Annotated in this window: 16 protein-coding genes and 1 tRNA gene; 11 read left to right on the top strand and 6 right to left on the bottom strand. The window is 68.0% G+C overall.

Features of this window, described 5'->3' with window-relative positions; all coding sequences use genetic code 11:
- Window positions 1-135: 135 nt before the first annotated feature.
- The 4 genes from panD to FDK12_RS14755 form a co-directional block, all read right to left on the bottom strand.
- A complete protein-coding gene (gene panD, locus FDK12_RS14740) occupies window positions 136-567 on the bottom strand; it encodes an aspartate 1-decarboxylase (protein ID WP_189636367.1) in 432 nt (143 codons plus the stop codon).
- A 94-nt stretch (window positions 568-661) separates the two neighbouring features.
- Window positions 662-735: transfer RNA gene (locus tag FDK12_RS14745), tRNA-Gly, on the bottom strand.
- 26 nt (window positions 736-761) lie between these two features.
- Window positions 762-1,139 carry a protealysin inhibitor emfourin gene (locus FDK12_RS14750; RefSeq protein WP_137370258.1) on the bottom strand — a complete coding sequence of 126 codons (378 nt, stop codon included), beginning with the start codon at window positions 1,137-1,139 and terminating at the stop codon, window positions 762-764.
- Complete coding sequence (locus FDK12_RS14755; protein ID WP_137370259.1) at window positions 1,136-2,185, bottom strand: M4 family metallopeptidase; 1,050 nt, start codon at window positions 2,183-2,185, stop codon at window positions 1,136-1,138. The genes FDK12_RS14750 and FDK12_RS14755 overlap by 4 nt, the downstream gene beginning before the upstream one ends.
- Before the next feature lie 70 nt (window positions 2,186-2,255).
- On the opposite strand from FDK12_RS14755, the gene FDK12_RS14760 reads away from it, so the two are divergent.
- A complete protein-coding gene (locus FDK12_RS14760) occupies window positions 2,256-3,110 on the top strand; it encodes a tryptophan 2,3-dioxygenase (RefSeq protein WP_137370260.1) in 855 nt (284 codons plus the stop codon).
- 43 nt (window positions 3,111-3,153) lie between these two features.
- Window positions 3,154-3,729 (top strand): dCTP deaminase, encoded by a 576-nt coding sequence (dcd, locus tag FDK12_RS14765; RefSeq protein WP_104116248.1) that lies wholly within the window; start codon window positions 3,154-3,156, stop codon window positions 3,727-3,729.
- Window positions 3,730-3,766: 37 nt separating this feature from the next.
- Here the strand turns inward: dcd and FDK12_RS14770 are convergent, their stop codons facing one another.
- Window positions 3,767-5,152 (bottom strand): MFS transporter, encoded by a 1,386-nt coding sequence (locus FDK12_RS14770; protein ID WP_137370261.1) that lies wholly within the window; start codon window positions 5,150-5,152, stop codon window positions 3,767-3,769.
- Window positions 5,153-5,283: 131 nt separating this feature from the next.
- Here FDK12_RS14770 and FDK12_RS14775 point away from each other — a divergent pair, with 131 nt between their 5' ends.
- The 8 genes from FDK12_RS14775 to FDK12_RS14810 all read left to right on the top strand — a co-directional run bounded on the left by FDK12_RS14775 (window position 5,284) and on the right by FDK12_RS14810 (window position 12,839).
- Window positions 5,284-8,280, top strand: a complete 2,997-nt coding sequence (locus FDK12_RS14775) for a Na+/H+ antiporter subunit A (protein WP_137370262.1) — start codon at window positions 5,284-5,286, stop codon at window positions 8,278-8,280.
- The gene (locus FDK12_RS14780) at window positions 8,277-8,768 is read left to right on the top strand and encodes a Na(+)/H(+) antiporter subunit C (protein WP_317616745.1); all 492 of its coding nucleotides are present in this window, start codon (window positions 8,277-8,279) and stop codon (window positions 8,766-8,768) included. The genes FDK12_RS14775 and FDK12_RS14780 overlap by 4 nt, the downstream gene beginning before the upstream one ends.
- Window positions 8,765-10,375, top strand: coding sequence for a Na+/H+ antiporter subunit D (locus FDK12_RS14785; protein ID WP_104116251.1), 1,611 nt, complete (start codon window positions 8,765-8,767; stop codon window positions 10,373-10,375). The genes FDK12_RS14780 and FDK12_RS14785 overlap by 4 nt, the downstream gene beginning before the upstream one ends.
- On the top strand, window positions 10,372-10,920 hold the full coding sequence (locus tag FDK12_RS14790) for a Na+/H+ antiporter subunit E (RefSeq protein ID WP_137370263.1): 549 nt from the start codon (window positions 10,372-10,374) through the stop codon (window positions 10,918-10,920). Before FDK12_RS14785 ends, FDK12_RS14790 begins: the two co-directional genes overlap by 4 nt.
- Window positions 10,917-11,174: a monovalent cation/H+ antiporter complex subunit F gene (locus FDK12_RS14795; protein ID WP_223263319.1), complete on the top strand. Its 258-nt coding sequence runs from the start codon at window positions 10,917-10,919 to the stop codon at window positions 11,172-11,174. The genes FDK12_RS14790 and FDK12_RS14795 overlap by 4 nt, the downstream gene beginning before the upstream one ends.
- A 4-nt stretch (window positions 11,175-11,178) precedes the next feature.
- Complete coding sequence (gene mnhG, locus FDK12_RS14800) at window positions 11,179-11,544, top strand: monovalent cation/H(+) antiporter subunit G (protein ID WP_137370265.1); 366 nt, start codon at window positions 11,179-11,181, stop codon at window positions 11,542-11,544.
- A gap of 97 nt (window positions 11,545-11,641) precedes the next feature.
- Window positions 11,642-12,364, top strand: a complete 723-nt coding sequence (locus tag FDK12_RS14805; protein WP_223263320.1) for an AAA family ATPase — start codon at window positions 11,642-11,644, stop codon at window positions 12,362-12,364.
- Between the two features lie 121 nt (window positions 12,365-12,485).
- Window positions 12,486-12,839 carry a response regulator transcription factor gene (locus FDK12_RS14810; RefSeq protein ID WP_189636368.1) on the top strand — a complete coding sequence of 118 codons (354 nt, stop codon included), beginning with the start codon at window positions 12,486-12,488 and terminating at the stop codon, window positions 12,837-12,839.
- Window positions 12,840-12,864: 25 nt separating this feature from the next.
- On the opposite strand, the gene FDK12_RS14815 is transcribed toward FDK12_RS14810, so the two are convergent.
- A complete protein-coding gene (locus FDK12_RS14815; protein ID WP_137370268.1) occupies window positions 12,865-13,566 on the bottom strand; it encodes a FadR/GntR family transcriptional regulator in 702 nt (233 codons plus the stop codon).
- 140 nt (window positions 13,567-13,706) lie between these two features.
- Between FDK12_RS14815 and FDK12_RS14820 the strand changes: the two genes are divergently transcribed.
- Window positions 13,707-15,071: an SLC13 family permease gene (locus FDK12_RS14820; RefSeq protein WP_104116258.1), complete on the top strand. Its 1,365-nt coding sequence runs from the start codon at window positions 13,707-13,709 to the stop codon at window positions 15,069-15,071.
- The last annotated feature ends 2 nt before the right edge of the window (window positions 15,072-15,073 follow it).

Below are 15,073 nucleotides of genomic sequence, written 5' to 3' on the forward strand. Positions count from 1 at the left end.
GGGGGGGGGGGGGGGGGGCGGGGGGGGGGGGGGGGGGGGGGGGGGGAACTGCGGAGGGGAAGCGGAGGCAGGCGCGGCCCGGGCGGGGTGGCGAGGCGCGGATGCAGGCGCGGATGCGTCGGGCGGAGACGCGCCTCAGGCGGAGACGGCGGAGTTGTCCAGCGCGAAGGGAGGGCGTTCGATGTCGCCGGTGACGGCCTCGGCGGGATCGGAGCCGAGTTCGACGATCCGGTTGTGGGCGTCGACATGGACGATGGTGGGCACGAAGGCACGCGCCTCTTCCGTCGTCATCTGGGCGTAGGCGATCAGGATGACGAGGTCGCCGCGCTGCACGAGGTGCGCGGCCGCTCCGTTGATGCCGATGACACCGGTTCCCCGCTCGCCGGCGATGGTGTAGGTCTCGAGCCGGGCCCCGTTGGTGATGTCCACGATCGAGACGAGTTCGCCGGGCAGGATGTCCGCGGCTTCGAGCAGATCGAGATCGACGGTGACGGAGCCGACGTAATGCAGGTCGGCATGCGTCACCGTGGCGCGGTGGATCTTCGAAGTGAACATTGTGCGAATCATCGCCTCAAGGATACTGCCGATCACGGGGCGCGTACCCGGTGCGGGAGGTGTCCTTGGGCACACCGAGGCGGTGGGGAACACCCCAGGCGAGTGCTGGAGCGGGCGACGGGAATCGAACCCGCGTATCGAGCTTGGGAAGCTAGCGCTCTACCATTGAGCTACGCCCGCGCGGCAGTTGAAACCGCTCCATCACCTTACAACAGTTCTCCGGGCTTCCCGGATTCGGCGTCCTTCGACCGCGAGTCCGCCGTCCCGGCGCCCCTGGCGCGCTCTATCAGTTCGCGCCACGGCTCCTCGAGTCGGCTCTCCGGAAGATGGACTTCCGTGTAGCCGATAGCGATCCGGTAGGTGAAGCGGTCGCGCTGCTGACCGGGCGCCGGTGGCCCGGGAACGTCGGCCGGGCCCGGGTGAGCCGCGGGTTCGTCCGCTGCAGCTCCGCCTGGTGCAGTTCCGCCAGCTTCGGCCTCCGCCAGTGGCAGCCACCGCTGCTCCGCCTCCGTCCGGCTCACCTCGAGGCTCCAGGTGCGGGAGAGCCCGGCGAATCCGCCAGTCCGTGTGATCTCGATCCTCACCCCAGCACCCCTACCTGCGACCATGCTCCGGACACGGCGTCGGCCTCGCGGCTCCCGGTTCCGAAGCGCCTGGCAGCGGCCTCGGTCGTGGCTGTCGCGAAGATCGGGAAATCGCAGTCGGGCGGGATGCTGCCGCTCAGCACGGCGTCGTACCAGACGCGGCCCGCTCCCTCCCAGGCGCGTCCCCCCAGCGCGGTCGCCGCGAGGTAGAAGGCATGGTTCGGGATGCCGGAGTTGATGTGGACTCCGCCGTTGTCCGACGCGGTGTGCACATAGTCCGCCATGACTGCGGGCTGGGGATCCTTGCCGAGGACGTCGTCGTCGTAGGCCGTACCCGGCGCCTTGAGTGACCGCAGTGCCGTGCCCTCCACCTGCTGCGTGAAGATCCCGGCTCCGACCAGCCAGGACGCTGTGTCGGCGTCCTGCCCGAGGTTCCGCTGCTCCACGAGGACCCCGAAGACGTCGGAGAGCGACTCGTTGAGCGCGCCGGACTGGCCCTGGTAGACGAGATTGGTGGAGTACTGCGTGAAGCCATGGGTGAGCTCGTGGCTGATCACGGTCAGCGACGCGGTGAACCGGCCGAAAATCTCGCCGTCCCCGTCCCCGAAGACCATGCGCTCGCCGTCCCAGAAGGCATTGTCGTAGTTGGTCCCGTAGTGGACCGTGGCCTCGAGCGGCTTGCCCGCTCCGTCGATCGACGAGCGGCCGTACTCCTCGCTGAAGAGATGGTACGTCGACCCGAGCCCGTCGTAGGCCTCGTCTGCCGCGGGATCACCGGTCACGGACGCGCCCTCGCCCCGTACGAGCCGCCCGGGTAGCTCCTCCTGGCCGCCGGCGTCGTAGATCCTCCGGGTGAGCGTCCCGACGATCGCCGATCCCCGACGGACGGGAGCCCGGAGTGCCTCCGAGCGGACCTGCAGGAGGGGATCGAGTTCCTGCAGCGCGTGTCGTGCCGCCCTGGCCGCCGCCGAGAGGCGCGGATCCCTGAGGGCGGCGAGACGGGTGAGCAGGTGCGGTGGGACGATGCTGCAGTGGATGCGCTGCATGGAGACCTCCTTGGATTGGTCCCAAGGTAGACCCGCGAACCGACATTTGGCGGCACGTAGTCTTGGCCGCATGAGTGTTGAGCGGAACACCCGCGGCCTGGAGCAGGGCATCGAGCGGGACTTCTCGGACAAGATGAGCTACGGCTCCTACCTCGAACTGGACAAGCTGCTCGACGCGCAGCATCCCGTGAGTTCTCCCCAGCATCACGACGAGATGCTGTTCATCATCCAGCACCAGACGTCTGAGCTGTGGCTCAAGCTCGTGCTGCACGAACTCCGCGCCGTGCGCGTCCACCTCCGGGTCGACGACCTGCGCGCGGCGATGAAGGGGATCGCCCGGATCAAGCACATCCAGCGCTCCCTGACGGAGCAATGGTCCGTGCTGGCGACGCTCACGCCCTCCGAGTACGCGCAGTTCCGCGGCGATCTCGGTTCCTCGAGCGGCTTCCAGTCCTACCAGTACCGCGCCGTCGAGTTCCTGCTGGGCAACAAAAACGCGGCCATGATCCAGGTGTTCGACGCGGATCCGGCGGCGCAGGCGCTGCTCACGGAGCTCCTGGGTGAGAGCAGCGTGTACGACGAGTTCATCGCGCTCCTGGCACGTCGTGGTTACGCCGTTCCGGAGAACCTGCTGCACCGTGACGTGAGTGCCGCCCACGAGTTCACCCCTGCGCTCGTCGCCGTCTACAAGCAGGTGTACGAGGATGCCGCCGGCCACTGGGACATCTACGAGGCGTGCGAGGAACTGGTGGACCTCGAGGACAACTTCCAGCTCTGGCGGTTCCGTCACCTTAAGACCGTGGCGCGGACGATCGGCTTCAAGGCGGGCACGGGTGGTTCCTCCGGCGTCGGCTTCCTGCAGCGCGCGCTCGAGCTCACCTTCTTTCCCGAACTCTTCGCCGTGCGCACCGAGATCGGGCGCTGACCGGCAGCTCCGGAGCCGTCTGGCGGGCTGGTAGTTTTGGACGGTGCTGATCTCAGACCGCGACATCCGAGCAGAACTGGCCGCCCAACGGATCGTCCTCGAACCGCACGATCCCGCGATGGTGCAGCCCTCGAGTGTCGACGTCCGCATCGACCGGTACTTCCGGCTCTTCGACAACCACAAGTACGCCTACATCGACCCCGCCGAGGACCAGCCGGACCTCACGCGCCTGGTCGAGGTAGCCCCCGGGGAGCCGTTCATCCTCCATCCCGGTGAGTTCGTGCTGGGTTCCACGTACGAGACCGTGACGCTACCCGACGACATCGCCGCGCGCCTCGAGGGGAAGTCGTCCCTCGGTCGCCTCGGCCTGCTGACGCACTCCACGGCAGGGTTCATCGACCCCGGCTTCTCCGGCCACGTGACCCTCGAGTTGTCGAACATGGCGACCCTGCCGATCAAGTTGTGGCCGGGCTCGAAGATCGGGCAGCTGTGCTTCTTCAAGCTCACGTCGCCGGCGGAGTACCCCTACGGGTCCGGGGAGTACGGCAACCGGTACCAGGGCCAGCGCGGACCGACGGCGTCACGCAGCCACCTCAACTTCCACCGGACGAGCATCTGACCCGGACGGGCCACACCGACCTGCTCGGTGCGAGGACCTAGGCCTCGGGGACGACGGCGCGCACCACGCGGGCCGGCGGCTTGACCGGCAGCAGGACGAGCAACCCGGCGAGCAGGACCGCGAGGATGCCGATCACTCCGTACAGTTGCGAGCCGAAGATCCCGATGCTGAGTGCGAAGAGGGTCGGAGCCAGGAAGCTCACCGCGCGGCCCGTCGTGGCGTAGAGGCCGAAGAGCTCGCCCTCGTCACCGACAGGTGCCAGTCGTGCAAGATAGGCACGCGAGGATGCCTGTGCCGGCCCGACGAACAGGGTGAGCAGCAGCCCGAACACCCAGAACGTCGTATCGGACGTCCACTGCGTCCCGAAGAAGGAGTGGGTCTCCGTCCCGAGCAGGAGGATGGCCGTACCGGCGACGAGCAGGCCGACCAAGGCGCCGATGATGACCCGCTTGGGGCCGATGCGGTCATCGAGGAAACCGCCGATCACGGCCCCTGCAGCAGCGATGACGTTCGCGGCGATCGCGAAGACGATCACCATGCTCGCGGAGAACCCGAAGGCCCCGGCCGCGAGGATTCCCCCGAACGTGAAGACCGCCGCGAGGCCGTCCCTGAAGATGGCACTGGCCAGCAGGAAGAAGATCGTGTGGGGGCTTTCCCGATAGATCGCCCTCACTCGCCGGACGAGGAGGCCGTAGGAGGCAAGGAACCCGAGCTGGGCGGCCCTCGCCCTGCGCGGCACCTCGGGAACGGCCAGCAGCACCGGCAGGGCGAATGCGGCGAACCACAGGGCCGAGAAGACGGCCACCAGCCGGATGTTCAGGCCGTCGTCGCTCGAGGCGCCCTGCCAGTCCACCACCGGCTGGATGAACAGCACGAGGACCAGCACGAGGGCGACGATGCCGCCCACATAGCCCATGGCCCACCCGAACCCGCTGACGCGGCCGATCGTCGACGGGGTCGAGATCTGGGTCAGCATCGCGTTGTAGTTGACGCCTGCGAACTCGAAGAAGATGTTGGCTGCGGCGATGAGTGCGACCCCCAGGATCAGCATCTCCGGGCTCGGGAACACGAAGAAGCACAGCGCCGTCAGCACCACGACGATCAGCGTGTTCACGCCGAGCCACCGTTTCCGGCGACCGCCGCTGTCCGAGCGCTGGCCGGTCACCGGCGCGAGGAGGGCGATCAGCAGACCGGCCACCGCGAGCCCCCAGCCGAGTACCTGCGAGGCGCGTTCCTCTCCGCCGAAGGCTTCGGAGGTGAGGTAGACGGTGAAGACGAACGTCGTCATGACGGCGTTGAACGCGGCCGATCCCCAGTCCCAGGATGCCCACGCGAGGACGGGCTTGCTGAAGATCCGCCCGGCGCCGGTGGGAAGCGGTGCGGGCGCTTCCGCGGGGTGCGGAAGGTGCTGGTGGGTGCTCATACGGTGAATGCTAGCGCCGTATGTCCTGCGTCACGTGAGGGCCGTCCGGAGCGGGAGGTGGAAGGTCGAACCTCTTGCTTCGATAGACTGGTGGTAGCCCGACCGACCCCCAGTGGAAGATCGAGACTCCGATGCTCACCGTGCTGATAGCGATGTTCGCGCTGGCACTCGGGGCGCCCGTCATCTTCTCCCGGCTCGGCAGGTCCGCCTTCTTCGTCCTCGCCGCAGCGCCCGCCGCCGGTTTCGCCTGGCTGATGGTGCAACTGCCGCGGGTCCTCGCTGCGGACCAGGGCGCGCTCCACGGCCGGCCCGGTGCGCCACCGTCGATCGTGGTTCCCTGGATTCCGAGCCTGCAGCTCGAGCTCGCCTTCCGGCTCGACGCCCTCGCCGCCGTGCTGTGCATCCTGATTCTCGGCGTCGGGGCCCTGGTGCTCTTCTACTGCGCGCGCTACTTCAAGAGCGACGACCCCGATGTCGGCGCCTTCGGGGCTCAACTGCTCGCCTTCGCGGCGTCCATGGTCGGGCTGGTCACGGCGGATGACCTGATCCTGATGTTCATCTTCTGGGAACTCACCACGATCCTGTCCTACCTCCTCATCGGCTATTCGCGGCACCGTCTCTCGGCCAGGCGCTCGGCCCTCCAGGCCCTGATCATCACGACCTTCGGCGGCCTTGCCATGCTCGTGGGCCTCGTGATGCTCGGTGAGGAGGCCGGGACGTACCGCATCTCGGAGATCATGGCCGACGCCGAGGCGCTCACCGCGCGTGGAACCCTGGTCGACGTCGCCATAGCCCTGGTCCTGGTGGGGGCGATCACCAAGTCCGCGCTCGTGCCGTTCCACTTCTGGCTGCCCGGCGCCATGGCGGCACCCACACCCGTCAGCGCGTACCTCCACGCCGCCGCCATGGTGAAGGCCGGAGTGTTCCTCGTGGCCCGCTTCGCCCCGGGCTTCAGTGAGACGGCGCTGTGGCACCCCGTGATCCTCGTGCTCGGCATGGCTACGATGCTGCTCGGCGGATGGCGTGCGCTGCGCCAGTTCGACCTGAAACTCGTCCTCGCGTACGGGACTGTGAGCCAGCTCGGCTTCCTGACGATGGTCGTCGGGCTGGGCGGGCCCGACGGCGCCGTGGCCGGGCTCGGGCTCCTGCTGGCCCACGGCTTCTTCAAGGCCACGCTCTTCCTGGTGGTCGGCATCATCGACCACCAGTCCGGGACGCGCGATCTCCGGGTGCTGTCAGGAGTGGGCGCCGCCTCGCCGGTCCTCTTCGCGGTGGCCGTCGTCGCCGCCGGCTCCATGGCGGGTGTCCCGCCCCTGCTGGGTTTCGTGGCCAAGGAATCGGTGTTCGAGGCGTTCGCGCATCGCGCCGAGGACGGTGTCGCAGGCACTCTGCTGCTGGGCGGAATCGTGATCGGGTCCATCCTCACCTTCGCCTACAGCGCCCGCTTCGTCTGGGGTGCCTTCGCGCTGAAGCACGGAAGGCCGCAGACGCCGTTCGAACGCGTGCGGACGACGTTCCTGCTCGCGCCCGCCGTGCTCGCCGTCGCCTCGGTGGTCTTCGGCCTGTGGCCCGTGCCGCTCGATGCCGTGATCCAGCCCTACGCCATGCTCTTCCCATCGGGCGGTGTTGCCCCGCACCTCGCCCTGTGGCACGGGATCGGCCTCCCGCTGCTGCTCTCCGTACTCACCATCGGTGCGGGCACCGCCCTGTACCTGGTGCGCGCACCGTTCGAACGGCTGCAGGGTGGCCTGCCGGCTGCGCGTGAGGCGGAGGTGGTGTACCGCTCCGTGATCGGTGTCCTCGACGACGTCGCCGTCTGGATCACCGGCCGCACGCAGCGCGGCTCGCTGTCCTTCTACCTCTTCGTGATCCTGACGACGGCGGTCGTCACGCCCCTGACGGCCCTGATCATCTTCGACGCGCCGCTACCCTCCGACTTCCGGGTGGCGCAGTCCCCGGCGCAGGTCGTCGTCGCGGGTGTCATCCTCGTGGGCATCCTCGCGGCGCTGCGCTCGAACAAGCGCTTCATGGCGGTCCTCATGGTCGGCATCACGGGCTACGGCATGGCCATCATCTACGCCCTTCACGGGGCGCCCGATCTCGCCCTCACCCAGATGCTCGTGGAGACCATCGTGCTGGTGGCCTTCGTCCTCGCCCTGCGGTCGTTGCCGGCCCGCCTCTGGAACCGCGCCGAGAGCCGCCACAGGCTGCTCCGCGCGAGCCTCGGGATCGCATTCGGCGGCATCATGGCGATCATCGCGATGTCGGCCATGGCATCCCGGAACGCAGCACCCATCTCGGTCGCATACCCCGGGATGGCCTATGACGACGGCGGCGGTGCCAATGCCGTCAACGTCCTGCTGGTGGACATCCGCGCGTGGGACACGTTCGGTGAGATCACCGTCCTGGCCATCGCCGCCACCGGTATAGCGAGCCTGATCTTCATTCGTGGCCGGGGTGACAAGCGGCGCAGGGCCGACGGCGTGGAGGACGGTTCGGTGGACCGGGGGCAGGAGCCGCTGAACGCCGGGGGGCGGGAGCGTGCCGCGCGCGACCTCGCAGCCCGGTTCGCCGACGTCTCACGCGACCCCTGGCTCGTGGCCGGGAGGACCCTTGCACCCGAACGGCGGTCGATCGTCTTCGAGGTCGTCACGCGCCTGCTGTTCCACACCATCATCGTCCTGTCGATCTACCTCCTGGTCGCCGGTCACAATTTGCCCGGCGGCGGATTCGCGGGCGGGCTCATGGCGGGCCTCGCTCTGGCCATCCGCTACCTGGCCGGCGGCCGGTTCGAACTCGCCGAGGCAAGTCCCGTCAGCGCGGGTGCGCTGCTGGGCATCGGGCTCGCGATCGTCTCGCTCACGGCCGCCGCGCCCCTCCTGGTGGGCGGAGCGGTCCTCGAGAGCTACATCCTGGAGTTCTGGCTGCCGGTCTTCGGCGACGTGAAGTTCGTTACCTCGACCACCTTCGACATCGGCGTCTACGTCATCGTCGTCGGGCTCGTCCTGGACGTCCTGCGCAGCCTCGGGTCCGAGATCGACGAGCGCAGCGAGTCCCAGGGGCCGGTCGAGGAGGCCCCCGGGCCGGATGCACTCGTGCCGCCCGCCGTCGAAGGAGTCCGGCCATGAATGCGGTGACCGTCGACATCACCCTGATCGTGCTCATGGCCGCCTTCTTCGCCGCCGGGATCTACCTGCTGCTCGAGCGCAGCCTGACACGGGTGCTGCTCGGCCTGATCCTCATGGGCAACGGAGCGAACATCCTCATTCTCGCCATGAGCGGAGACGGCGGGAAGTCGCCGCTCTACGTCGCGGGAACGGCCCCCGAGGAGTACACCGACAGCCTGCCCCAGGCCCTGATCCTGACGGCGATCGTCATCACGTTCGCCGTCACGGCGTTCATGCTCGGCATCATCTACCGCTCGTGGGTGCTCGGCCGGCAGGACGACGTACAGGACGATCCCGAGGATCGCCGCGTCGCCGACCAGAACAGCTACGACTACGAGGACGACGCCGACATCGCAGCCGACACGACCGAATTCAACGACGACGAGGATGCCTCCGCGCGCCCGGGCCGTGATGCCGGCACGGGGCCGGCGGAACGGGGAGTCCGATGATCGCCGCCGACCTCGCGCCGCTCGCCGTCGTCCTGCCGTTCCTCGGAGCGGCGGTCACCTTCATCCTGATCCGGCACTCGCGTGCGCAGCGGGCCGTGAGCATCACGACACTCAGCGTGACGCTGCTCATCGAGGTCGTGATGCTCCTGGCCGCGCCCGGCGCGGGAACGCATGCCGTGAAGCTCGGCGGCTGGGAGCCGCCGTTCGGCATCGTGCTCGTGGTGGACCAGTTCTCGGCGCTCATGCTCGTGGTCTCGTCCGCGGTCAGCCTGTCCGTGCTGATCTACGCGGCGGGCCAGGGCATGGCCGACGGCGACGAGGACGGGCCGGTGTCGATCTTCCATCCCACGTACCTCATCCTCGTGGCCGGGGTGTCGAACGCGTTCCTCACGGGTGACCTCTTCAACCTGTACGTCGGCTTCGAGATCCTCCTGACCGCGAGCTACGTCCTCATGACGCTGGGCGGGACGGCGCCGCGCATCCGGGCGGGCGTCACGTACGTCGTCGTCAGCGTGGTGTCCTCGATGCTGTTCCTGATCGCCATCGGGATGATCTACGGTGCGACTGGCACCATCTCCATGGCGGACCTCGCCGTGAAGCTCGAGGACGTCGACCCCGCCACTCAGATGGTGCTGCACCTGATGCTGCTGGTGGCCTTCGGCATCAAGGCCGCCGTCTTCCCGCTGTCCTTCTGGCTCCCGGACTCCTACCCCACGGCGCCCGCACCCGTCACGGCGGTGTTCGCAGGGCTGCTGACCAAGGTGGGCGTCTACGCGATGGTGCGCGTCGAGACCCTGCTGTTCCCGGGTGACCGCATCAACTCCCTCCTGATGGTGGTCGCGCTGCTCACGATGGTGGTGGGGATCCTCGGCGCCCTCGCCCAGTCGGACATCAAGCGGCTCCTGTCCTTCACGCTCGTCAGCCACATCGGCTACATGGTCTTCGGACTGGCGATCTCCTCGCGCATCGGTCTCGGCGCGGCGGTCTACTACGTGGCCCACCACATCACCGTGCAGACGAGCCTCTTCCTCGTCACGGGACTCATCGAGCGCCGTGGAGGCACCGCGAACGTCGACCGCCTCGGAGGGCTCGCGAAACTGTCGCCCCTCCTGGGCATCCTGTTCTTCCTGCCGGCCATGAACCTCGCCGGAATTCCGCCGTTCTCCGGATTCCTCGGGAAGCTCGGGCTCATCCAGGCGGGCGTGGACCTCGGCACGCCACTCGCCTATGTGCTGGTCGCCGGGGGAGTGCTCACCAGCCTGCTGACGCTCCTGGTCATGGCGCGCGTGTGGAACCGTGCGTTCTGGCGCAACCCGGCCGACGCGGAGGACCCCGATCCGATCCTGCTGGCCAGCAAGGCGGACGGCTCCAGTGTGGGTACTTCGCGGCATGTCACGGGCGAGGGCACCGGACGATTCGCGGGCAAGGATCCCGTGACGCTGCTGCCGGGCACCATGATCGGCCCCACCATCGGGCTCGTGGCACTCGGGCTGGCCCTGACGTTCCTCGCAGGACCGCTGTTCGCCCTGAGCGACGACGCAGCGCAGGAGATGCTGGACCGCACACCGTACATCGAGGCGGTCCTCGGAGCGGGGGCGGACGAATGAGCCGTCAGCGCATTCCGCTCATCACCGAACTGCCGCTCGTCATCTGGCTCGTCCTCGTCTGGGGCGCGCTCTGGCAGGACTTCGGCCCGGGCACCCTGGTCTTCGGCGCGATCATCGCGTATGCCGTCGTGAACTTCTTCTACCTCCCGCCCGTCGAGCTGACGGGCCGGTTCAACGTCCTGTGGGTGGTGCCGTTCCTCGGGCGATTCCTCGTCAAGCTGGTGACCGCGAGCCTGGAGGTCTTCTGGCTCGCCGTGAGCAAGGGACCGACGCTCCGGAACGCCGTCGTCGCCGTTCAGCTACGCAGCCACTCGGACTTCCTCGTCACGGCGACGGGCCACGCGATCTCGCTCATCCCGGGCTCGCTCGTGCTCGAGGTGGACCGCTCGACGTCGACGCTCTACCTCCACTGCCTCAATGTCGCCTCGGCTGCGGACGCCGACGCCGTCCGCCGCGACGTGCGCGCGACGGAGGCATGGCTCATCCGCATCATGGGAAGTGGCCCGGACCTGGCGGCGCTTCGGAGAGAGAGGGCGGAACAGTGACGATCGCGGCATATGTAGCAGGAGGAATATTGTCTCTCGCGGCCACCCTGGCGCTGTACCGGGCGGTGCGTGGTCCCTCGATCCTCGATCGTGTGCTCGCGCTCGACGTCGTCCTCGCGATCATCGGTGCGGCCCTCGTGCTGAACATGATCGTGAACCGGCACCTCGACAACCTGATCCTGCTCGTCACGGTCTCGGTGATCGGATTCATCGGGTCGGTCACCGTGGCCCGCTTCGTGACGGACAGGAAGTAGCACCGTGGTCAACGACGTCGTCGTATCCGCCCTCCTCATCAGCGGAGCACTCCTGTCCCTCGCCGCCGCCGTCGGACTCGTGCGCTTCCCCGACCTCCTCTCCCGCATGCACGCCGCGACCAAACCGCAGGTCCTCGGTCTGCTCCTTCTCCTCCTTGCACTCGCCGTCGAGTTCGAGAGCTGGCTGCTGGTGCCGTTGCTGGTGCTGTGCTGGGTGTTCCAACTGCTGACGAGTCCGGTGTCGGCGCACATGGTGGGCCGCGCAGGATATCGGACGCGGCATCTTCGCAGGGACCTGCTGACGCTCGACGAGCTGGACGACGTCGTCGCCCGGGCGGCGGTCGATCATGGCCCGGCCGCGCACCAGTAGCGGAACGGCGGCCACGCCGGACAGGAAGCGGACGGGGTGCCCTGAGTCACCCTTCCTGTCGCCCATCAATGTGGCCGGCGCCTGCCAGACTGGGCGGGTGCAGCTGAAGCGCTTCCCCGTCCGACGGGTCGTCGAGCATCCCCTCCACGCGGCGCGCCGCGACGCGTGGCCCGCGACCCTGCAGCCCGTCCGTCAACTGCTGGACGAGGGACTGGACCTCGGCCCGGCCACGGTCCTCGTGGGCGAGAACGGGTCGGGGAAGTCGACCATCGTCGAGGCCCTGGCCCTCGCCTACGGCCTGTCGCCCGAAGGCGGGTCGACCGGTGCCAGGCACAGCACCCGGATCACCGAATCTCCGCTAGCTGATCACCTGCAGCTGGTCCGCAACCCGGGTACGTCCCGCCGGGGCTACTTCCTCCGCGCCGAGACGATGCACGGGTTCTACAGCTACCTGGAGGCGAACCCGAGTATGAGCCGGATGGACGTACCCTTCCACGAGATGTCGCACGGCGAATCCTTCCTGTCCCTGATCGGGGATCGCTTCAACGGACCCGGCCTGTGGCTGCTCGACGAGCCCGAGTCCGCCCTCTCCTTCTCCGGCTGCCTCGCACTCCTTGCCGCGCTGCAGGAGCTCCTTGCGTCGGGTACGTCCCAGGTGGTCATGTCCACCCATTCGCCACTCCTCGCGCGGCTGCCCGGCGCCCGCATCCTCGACGTCGGGCCATGGGGTTTCCGCAGCGTGGAGTGGGAGGACCTGGACCTCGTCAGGAACTGGCAAGCCTTCCTCGACTCCCCGGACCGCTACCTTCGTCACCTCTAGCGGACCGCGTGCTGGCGGGGTGGAGCGGGCAGGCACCGGACGGTAAGGTTGCTGCTGATCGGGGGAAACGTTGTCGATAAGGCTGAGCGCTGAGGCAGACGGGCGGCAACGGACCGTCCTCGTGATCGAGGACGACGCCGATATCCGTCAACTGCTCGTCATCGTCCTGTCCTCGCGCGGGTTCACGGTGCACGAGGCCATCACCGGTGCGGAGGGGCAGCGGCTCCTCGCCGAGGCGGATCCGCAGCTGATCACGCTGGACCTCAACCTGCCCGACATGGATGGCATCGACCTGTGTTCCATCCTCAGGGCCCGGACGGACGCACATATCCTCACCATCTCCGCCCGGCCGCCGTTGCTCACCGCTGACCAATGCCTTGCTGCGGGATCGAACCACTTCATGCCGAAGCCCTTCAGCCCGCGGCTGCTCGGCGCCTACCTGGACCAAGTCTTTCCTCGCGGAGGGGTCGCGTAGGAATCGGTCCGTGCCGACCTTCGGGCTATTCGAGCAGTGCGACATCGGACACGAGCTCGATGTGGCGTTGCATCGCTGCTGCCGCGGCTGTCGCGTCCTGAACCCGGATGGCCTCGGCGATGTCGCGGTGCGATGTCAGGGACTGCTCGGGCCGGCCGGGCTGTGCGAGGGATTCGAGACGCGTCTCGAGCACCATCTCCCCGATGAACGCCATCAGTTGAGCTATGACGGGGGAGTGGGCCGCGCCGGTGACGGCCTGGTGGAACAGTTCGTCGCCGTGGGCGCCGCGGTCACCGTCGTCGATTTCCGCCTGCATCGTGTCGAGCGCCTGGCCGATCGCGGCGAGGTCCTCGTCGGTCCGCCGCTCTGCCGCGAGTGCCGCAAGCCTCACTTCGAGGGTGCTGCGCGCCTCGACGATGTCGGGGAGGCGGCTGCGGTGCTCACGCAGTCCCTTGATGACGCTCGCGACGCTGGCGCGGTGGCGCAGCACGGCTCCGGTACCGTGCTGCACATCGATGACGCCGAGGACTTCCAGGGCTACCAGTGCCTGTGCAAGCGTGGCTCGAGAGACGCCGAGCCGCTCGGCGAGTTCGCGCTCGGCGGGAAGGAGGTCTCCGGGCCGTAGCTTGGCCGACTCGATGTAACCCAGGAGCTGTTCGACGAGCTGCTCGTAGAGCCGCGGGCGGGCGAGGCGCCCCAGCAGCTGAGGGCCAGTGGCATCGGTCATCCTGGATCTCCCCGATTCGATAGTGGGCCAATAGTACTAGCAGCGGATTGACAAGCGCGCCTGCTCTCCTACAGGCTAGGCCACTGAACCTGTGCCACACATCACAGGACCGACATGACCCCCGCTGCCGAAGGATAACGATGTCCGCTCCCCTCCTATCGATCATCATCCTCGCGGCGATGTTCCTGATAGCCACCCTGCTGCCCATCAACATGGGAGCCCTCGCCTTCGTCGGGGCGTTCCTGCTCGGTGCTGTCTTCCTGGGCATGGAGACCGACGACATCATCGCGGAGTTCCCCGGCGGGCTGTTCCTCACCCTCGTCGGGGTGACCTACCTGTTCGCCATCGCGCAGAACAACGGCACCATCGATCTGCTCGTCCAGGGAGCGGTGAAACTCGTCCGCAACCGTGTGGCCCTCATTCCCTGGGTCATGTTCTTCATCACGGCCGTCATCACCGCTGTCGGTGCCCTAGGCCCCGCAGCCGTCGCCATCATGGCGCCCGTCGCGCTCGGATTCGCTGCCCGCCACAAGATCTCGCCGCTACTCATGGGCATGATGGTGGTCCACGGCGCCCAGGCCGGCGGGTTCTCGCCCATTGCGGTGTACGGCGTGATCGTCAACGACATCGTCGGTGAGTCGGGCTTCGAGTCGAGCCCGCTGGCCGTGTTCCTGTCGAGTTTCATCTTCAACGTACTCATCGCCGTCGTACTCTTCACCGTCCTCGGTGGACGCAAGCTCATGTCGTCGCGGATCTCCCAGTTCGTCGAGGAAGCAGCCGAGGCACGGCTCAAGGCGAGCCCCGGCGCCCGCAGGGCCGACGTCGCCTACAAGGGCTCCGGCAGCGGAACCTACGGTCCACGCGATCCCGCAGGCGATGGCGTCGTCGCCACCAGAACACGCGAGGACCGCATCTCGCAGACGGCCACCGTGCTCGGCCTCATCGCCCTCGCCGTCATCGCCCTCGGCTTCAAGGTCGACGTCGGCTTCGTCGCCATCACCGTCGCGGTCATCCTCGCGCTGATCTCCCCCAAGGCCCAGAGCGGCGCCGTCAACAAGATCGCCTGGTCCACCGTCCTGCTCATCTGCGGCATGCTCACCTTCGTCGGCGTCCTGGAGGCCGCGGGCACCATCGAGTACGTGTCCGACGGCGTCGCCGGCCTCGGCATGCCCCTGCTCGCGGCGCTGCTGATCTGCTACATCGGAGCCGTCGTCTCCGCTTTCGCGTCCTCGACGGCCATCCTCGCGGCACTTATCCCGCTGGCCATTCCGTTCCTCGAGACCGGTGCCGTGGGCGCCGTCGGCGTGGTCTGCGCCCTCGCGGTGTCCTCCACGATCGTGGACGTGTCCCCGTTCTCCACCAACGGGGCACTCGTGCTGGCCAACGCGCCCGAGGGCACGGACAAGGACCGCTTCTACAAGCAGATCCTCGGCTACGGTGCCATCGTCGTGGTCGCCGGTCCGATCATCGCCTGGCTCATCCTCGTGGTGCCGGGCTGGCTGTGAGC

Source organism: Arthrobacter sp. NamB2 (assembly GCF_005281365.1).
Lineage (GTDB): Bacteria > Actinomycetota > Actinomycetes > Actinomycetales > Micrococcaceae > Arthrobacter_D.

Excerpts from the sequence above, each read along its gene's own strand:
- FDK12_RS14770 (WP_137370261.1), bottom strand. The coding sequence starts at position 5,152 with ATGAGCACCCACCAGCACCTTCCGCACCCCGCGGAAGCGCCCGCACCG.
- FDK12_RS14820 (WP_104116258.1), top strand. The coding sequence starts at position 13,707 with ATGTCCGCTCCCCTCCTATCGATCATCATCCTCGCGGCGATGTTCCTG.
- FDK12_RS14790 (WP_137370263.1), top strand. The coding sequence starts at position 10,372 with ATGAGCCGTCAGCGCATTCCGCTCATCACCGAACTGCCGCTCGTCATC.
- FDK12_RS14760 (WP_137370260.1), top strand. The coding sequence starts at position 2,256 with ATGAGTGTTGAGCGGAACACCCGCGGCCTGGAGCAGGGCATCGAGCGG.
- FDK12_RS14785 (WP_104116251.1), top strand. The coding sequence starts at position 8,765 with ATGATCGCCGCCGACCTCGCGCCGCTCGCCGTCGTCCTGCCGTTCCTC.
- FDK12_RS14755 (WP_137370259.1), bottom strand. The coding sequence starts at position 2,185 with ATGCAGCGCATCCACTGCAGCATCGTCCCACCGCACCTGCTCACCCGT.
- FDK12_RS14775 (WP_137370262.1), top strand. The coding sequence starts at position 5,284 with ATGCTCACCGTGCTGATAGCGATGTTCGCGCTGGCACTCGGGGCGCCC.
- panD (WP_189636367.1), bottom strand. The coding sequence starts at position 567 with ATGATTCGCACAATGTTCACTTCGAAGATCCACCGCGCCACGGTGACG.
- FDK12_RS14780 (WP_317616745.1), top strand. The coding sequence starts at position 8,277 with ATGAATGCGGTGACCGTCGACATCACCCTGATCGTGCTCATGGCCGCC.
- FDK12_RS14815 (WP_137370268.1), bottom strand. The coding sequence starts at position 13,566 with ATGACCGATGCCACTGGCCCTCAGCTGCTGGGGCGCCTCGCCCGCCCG.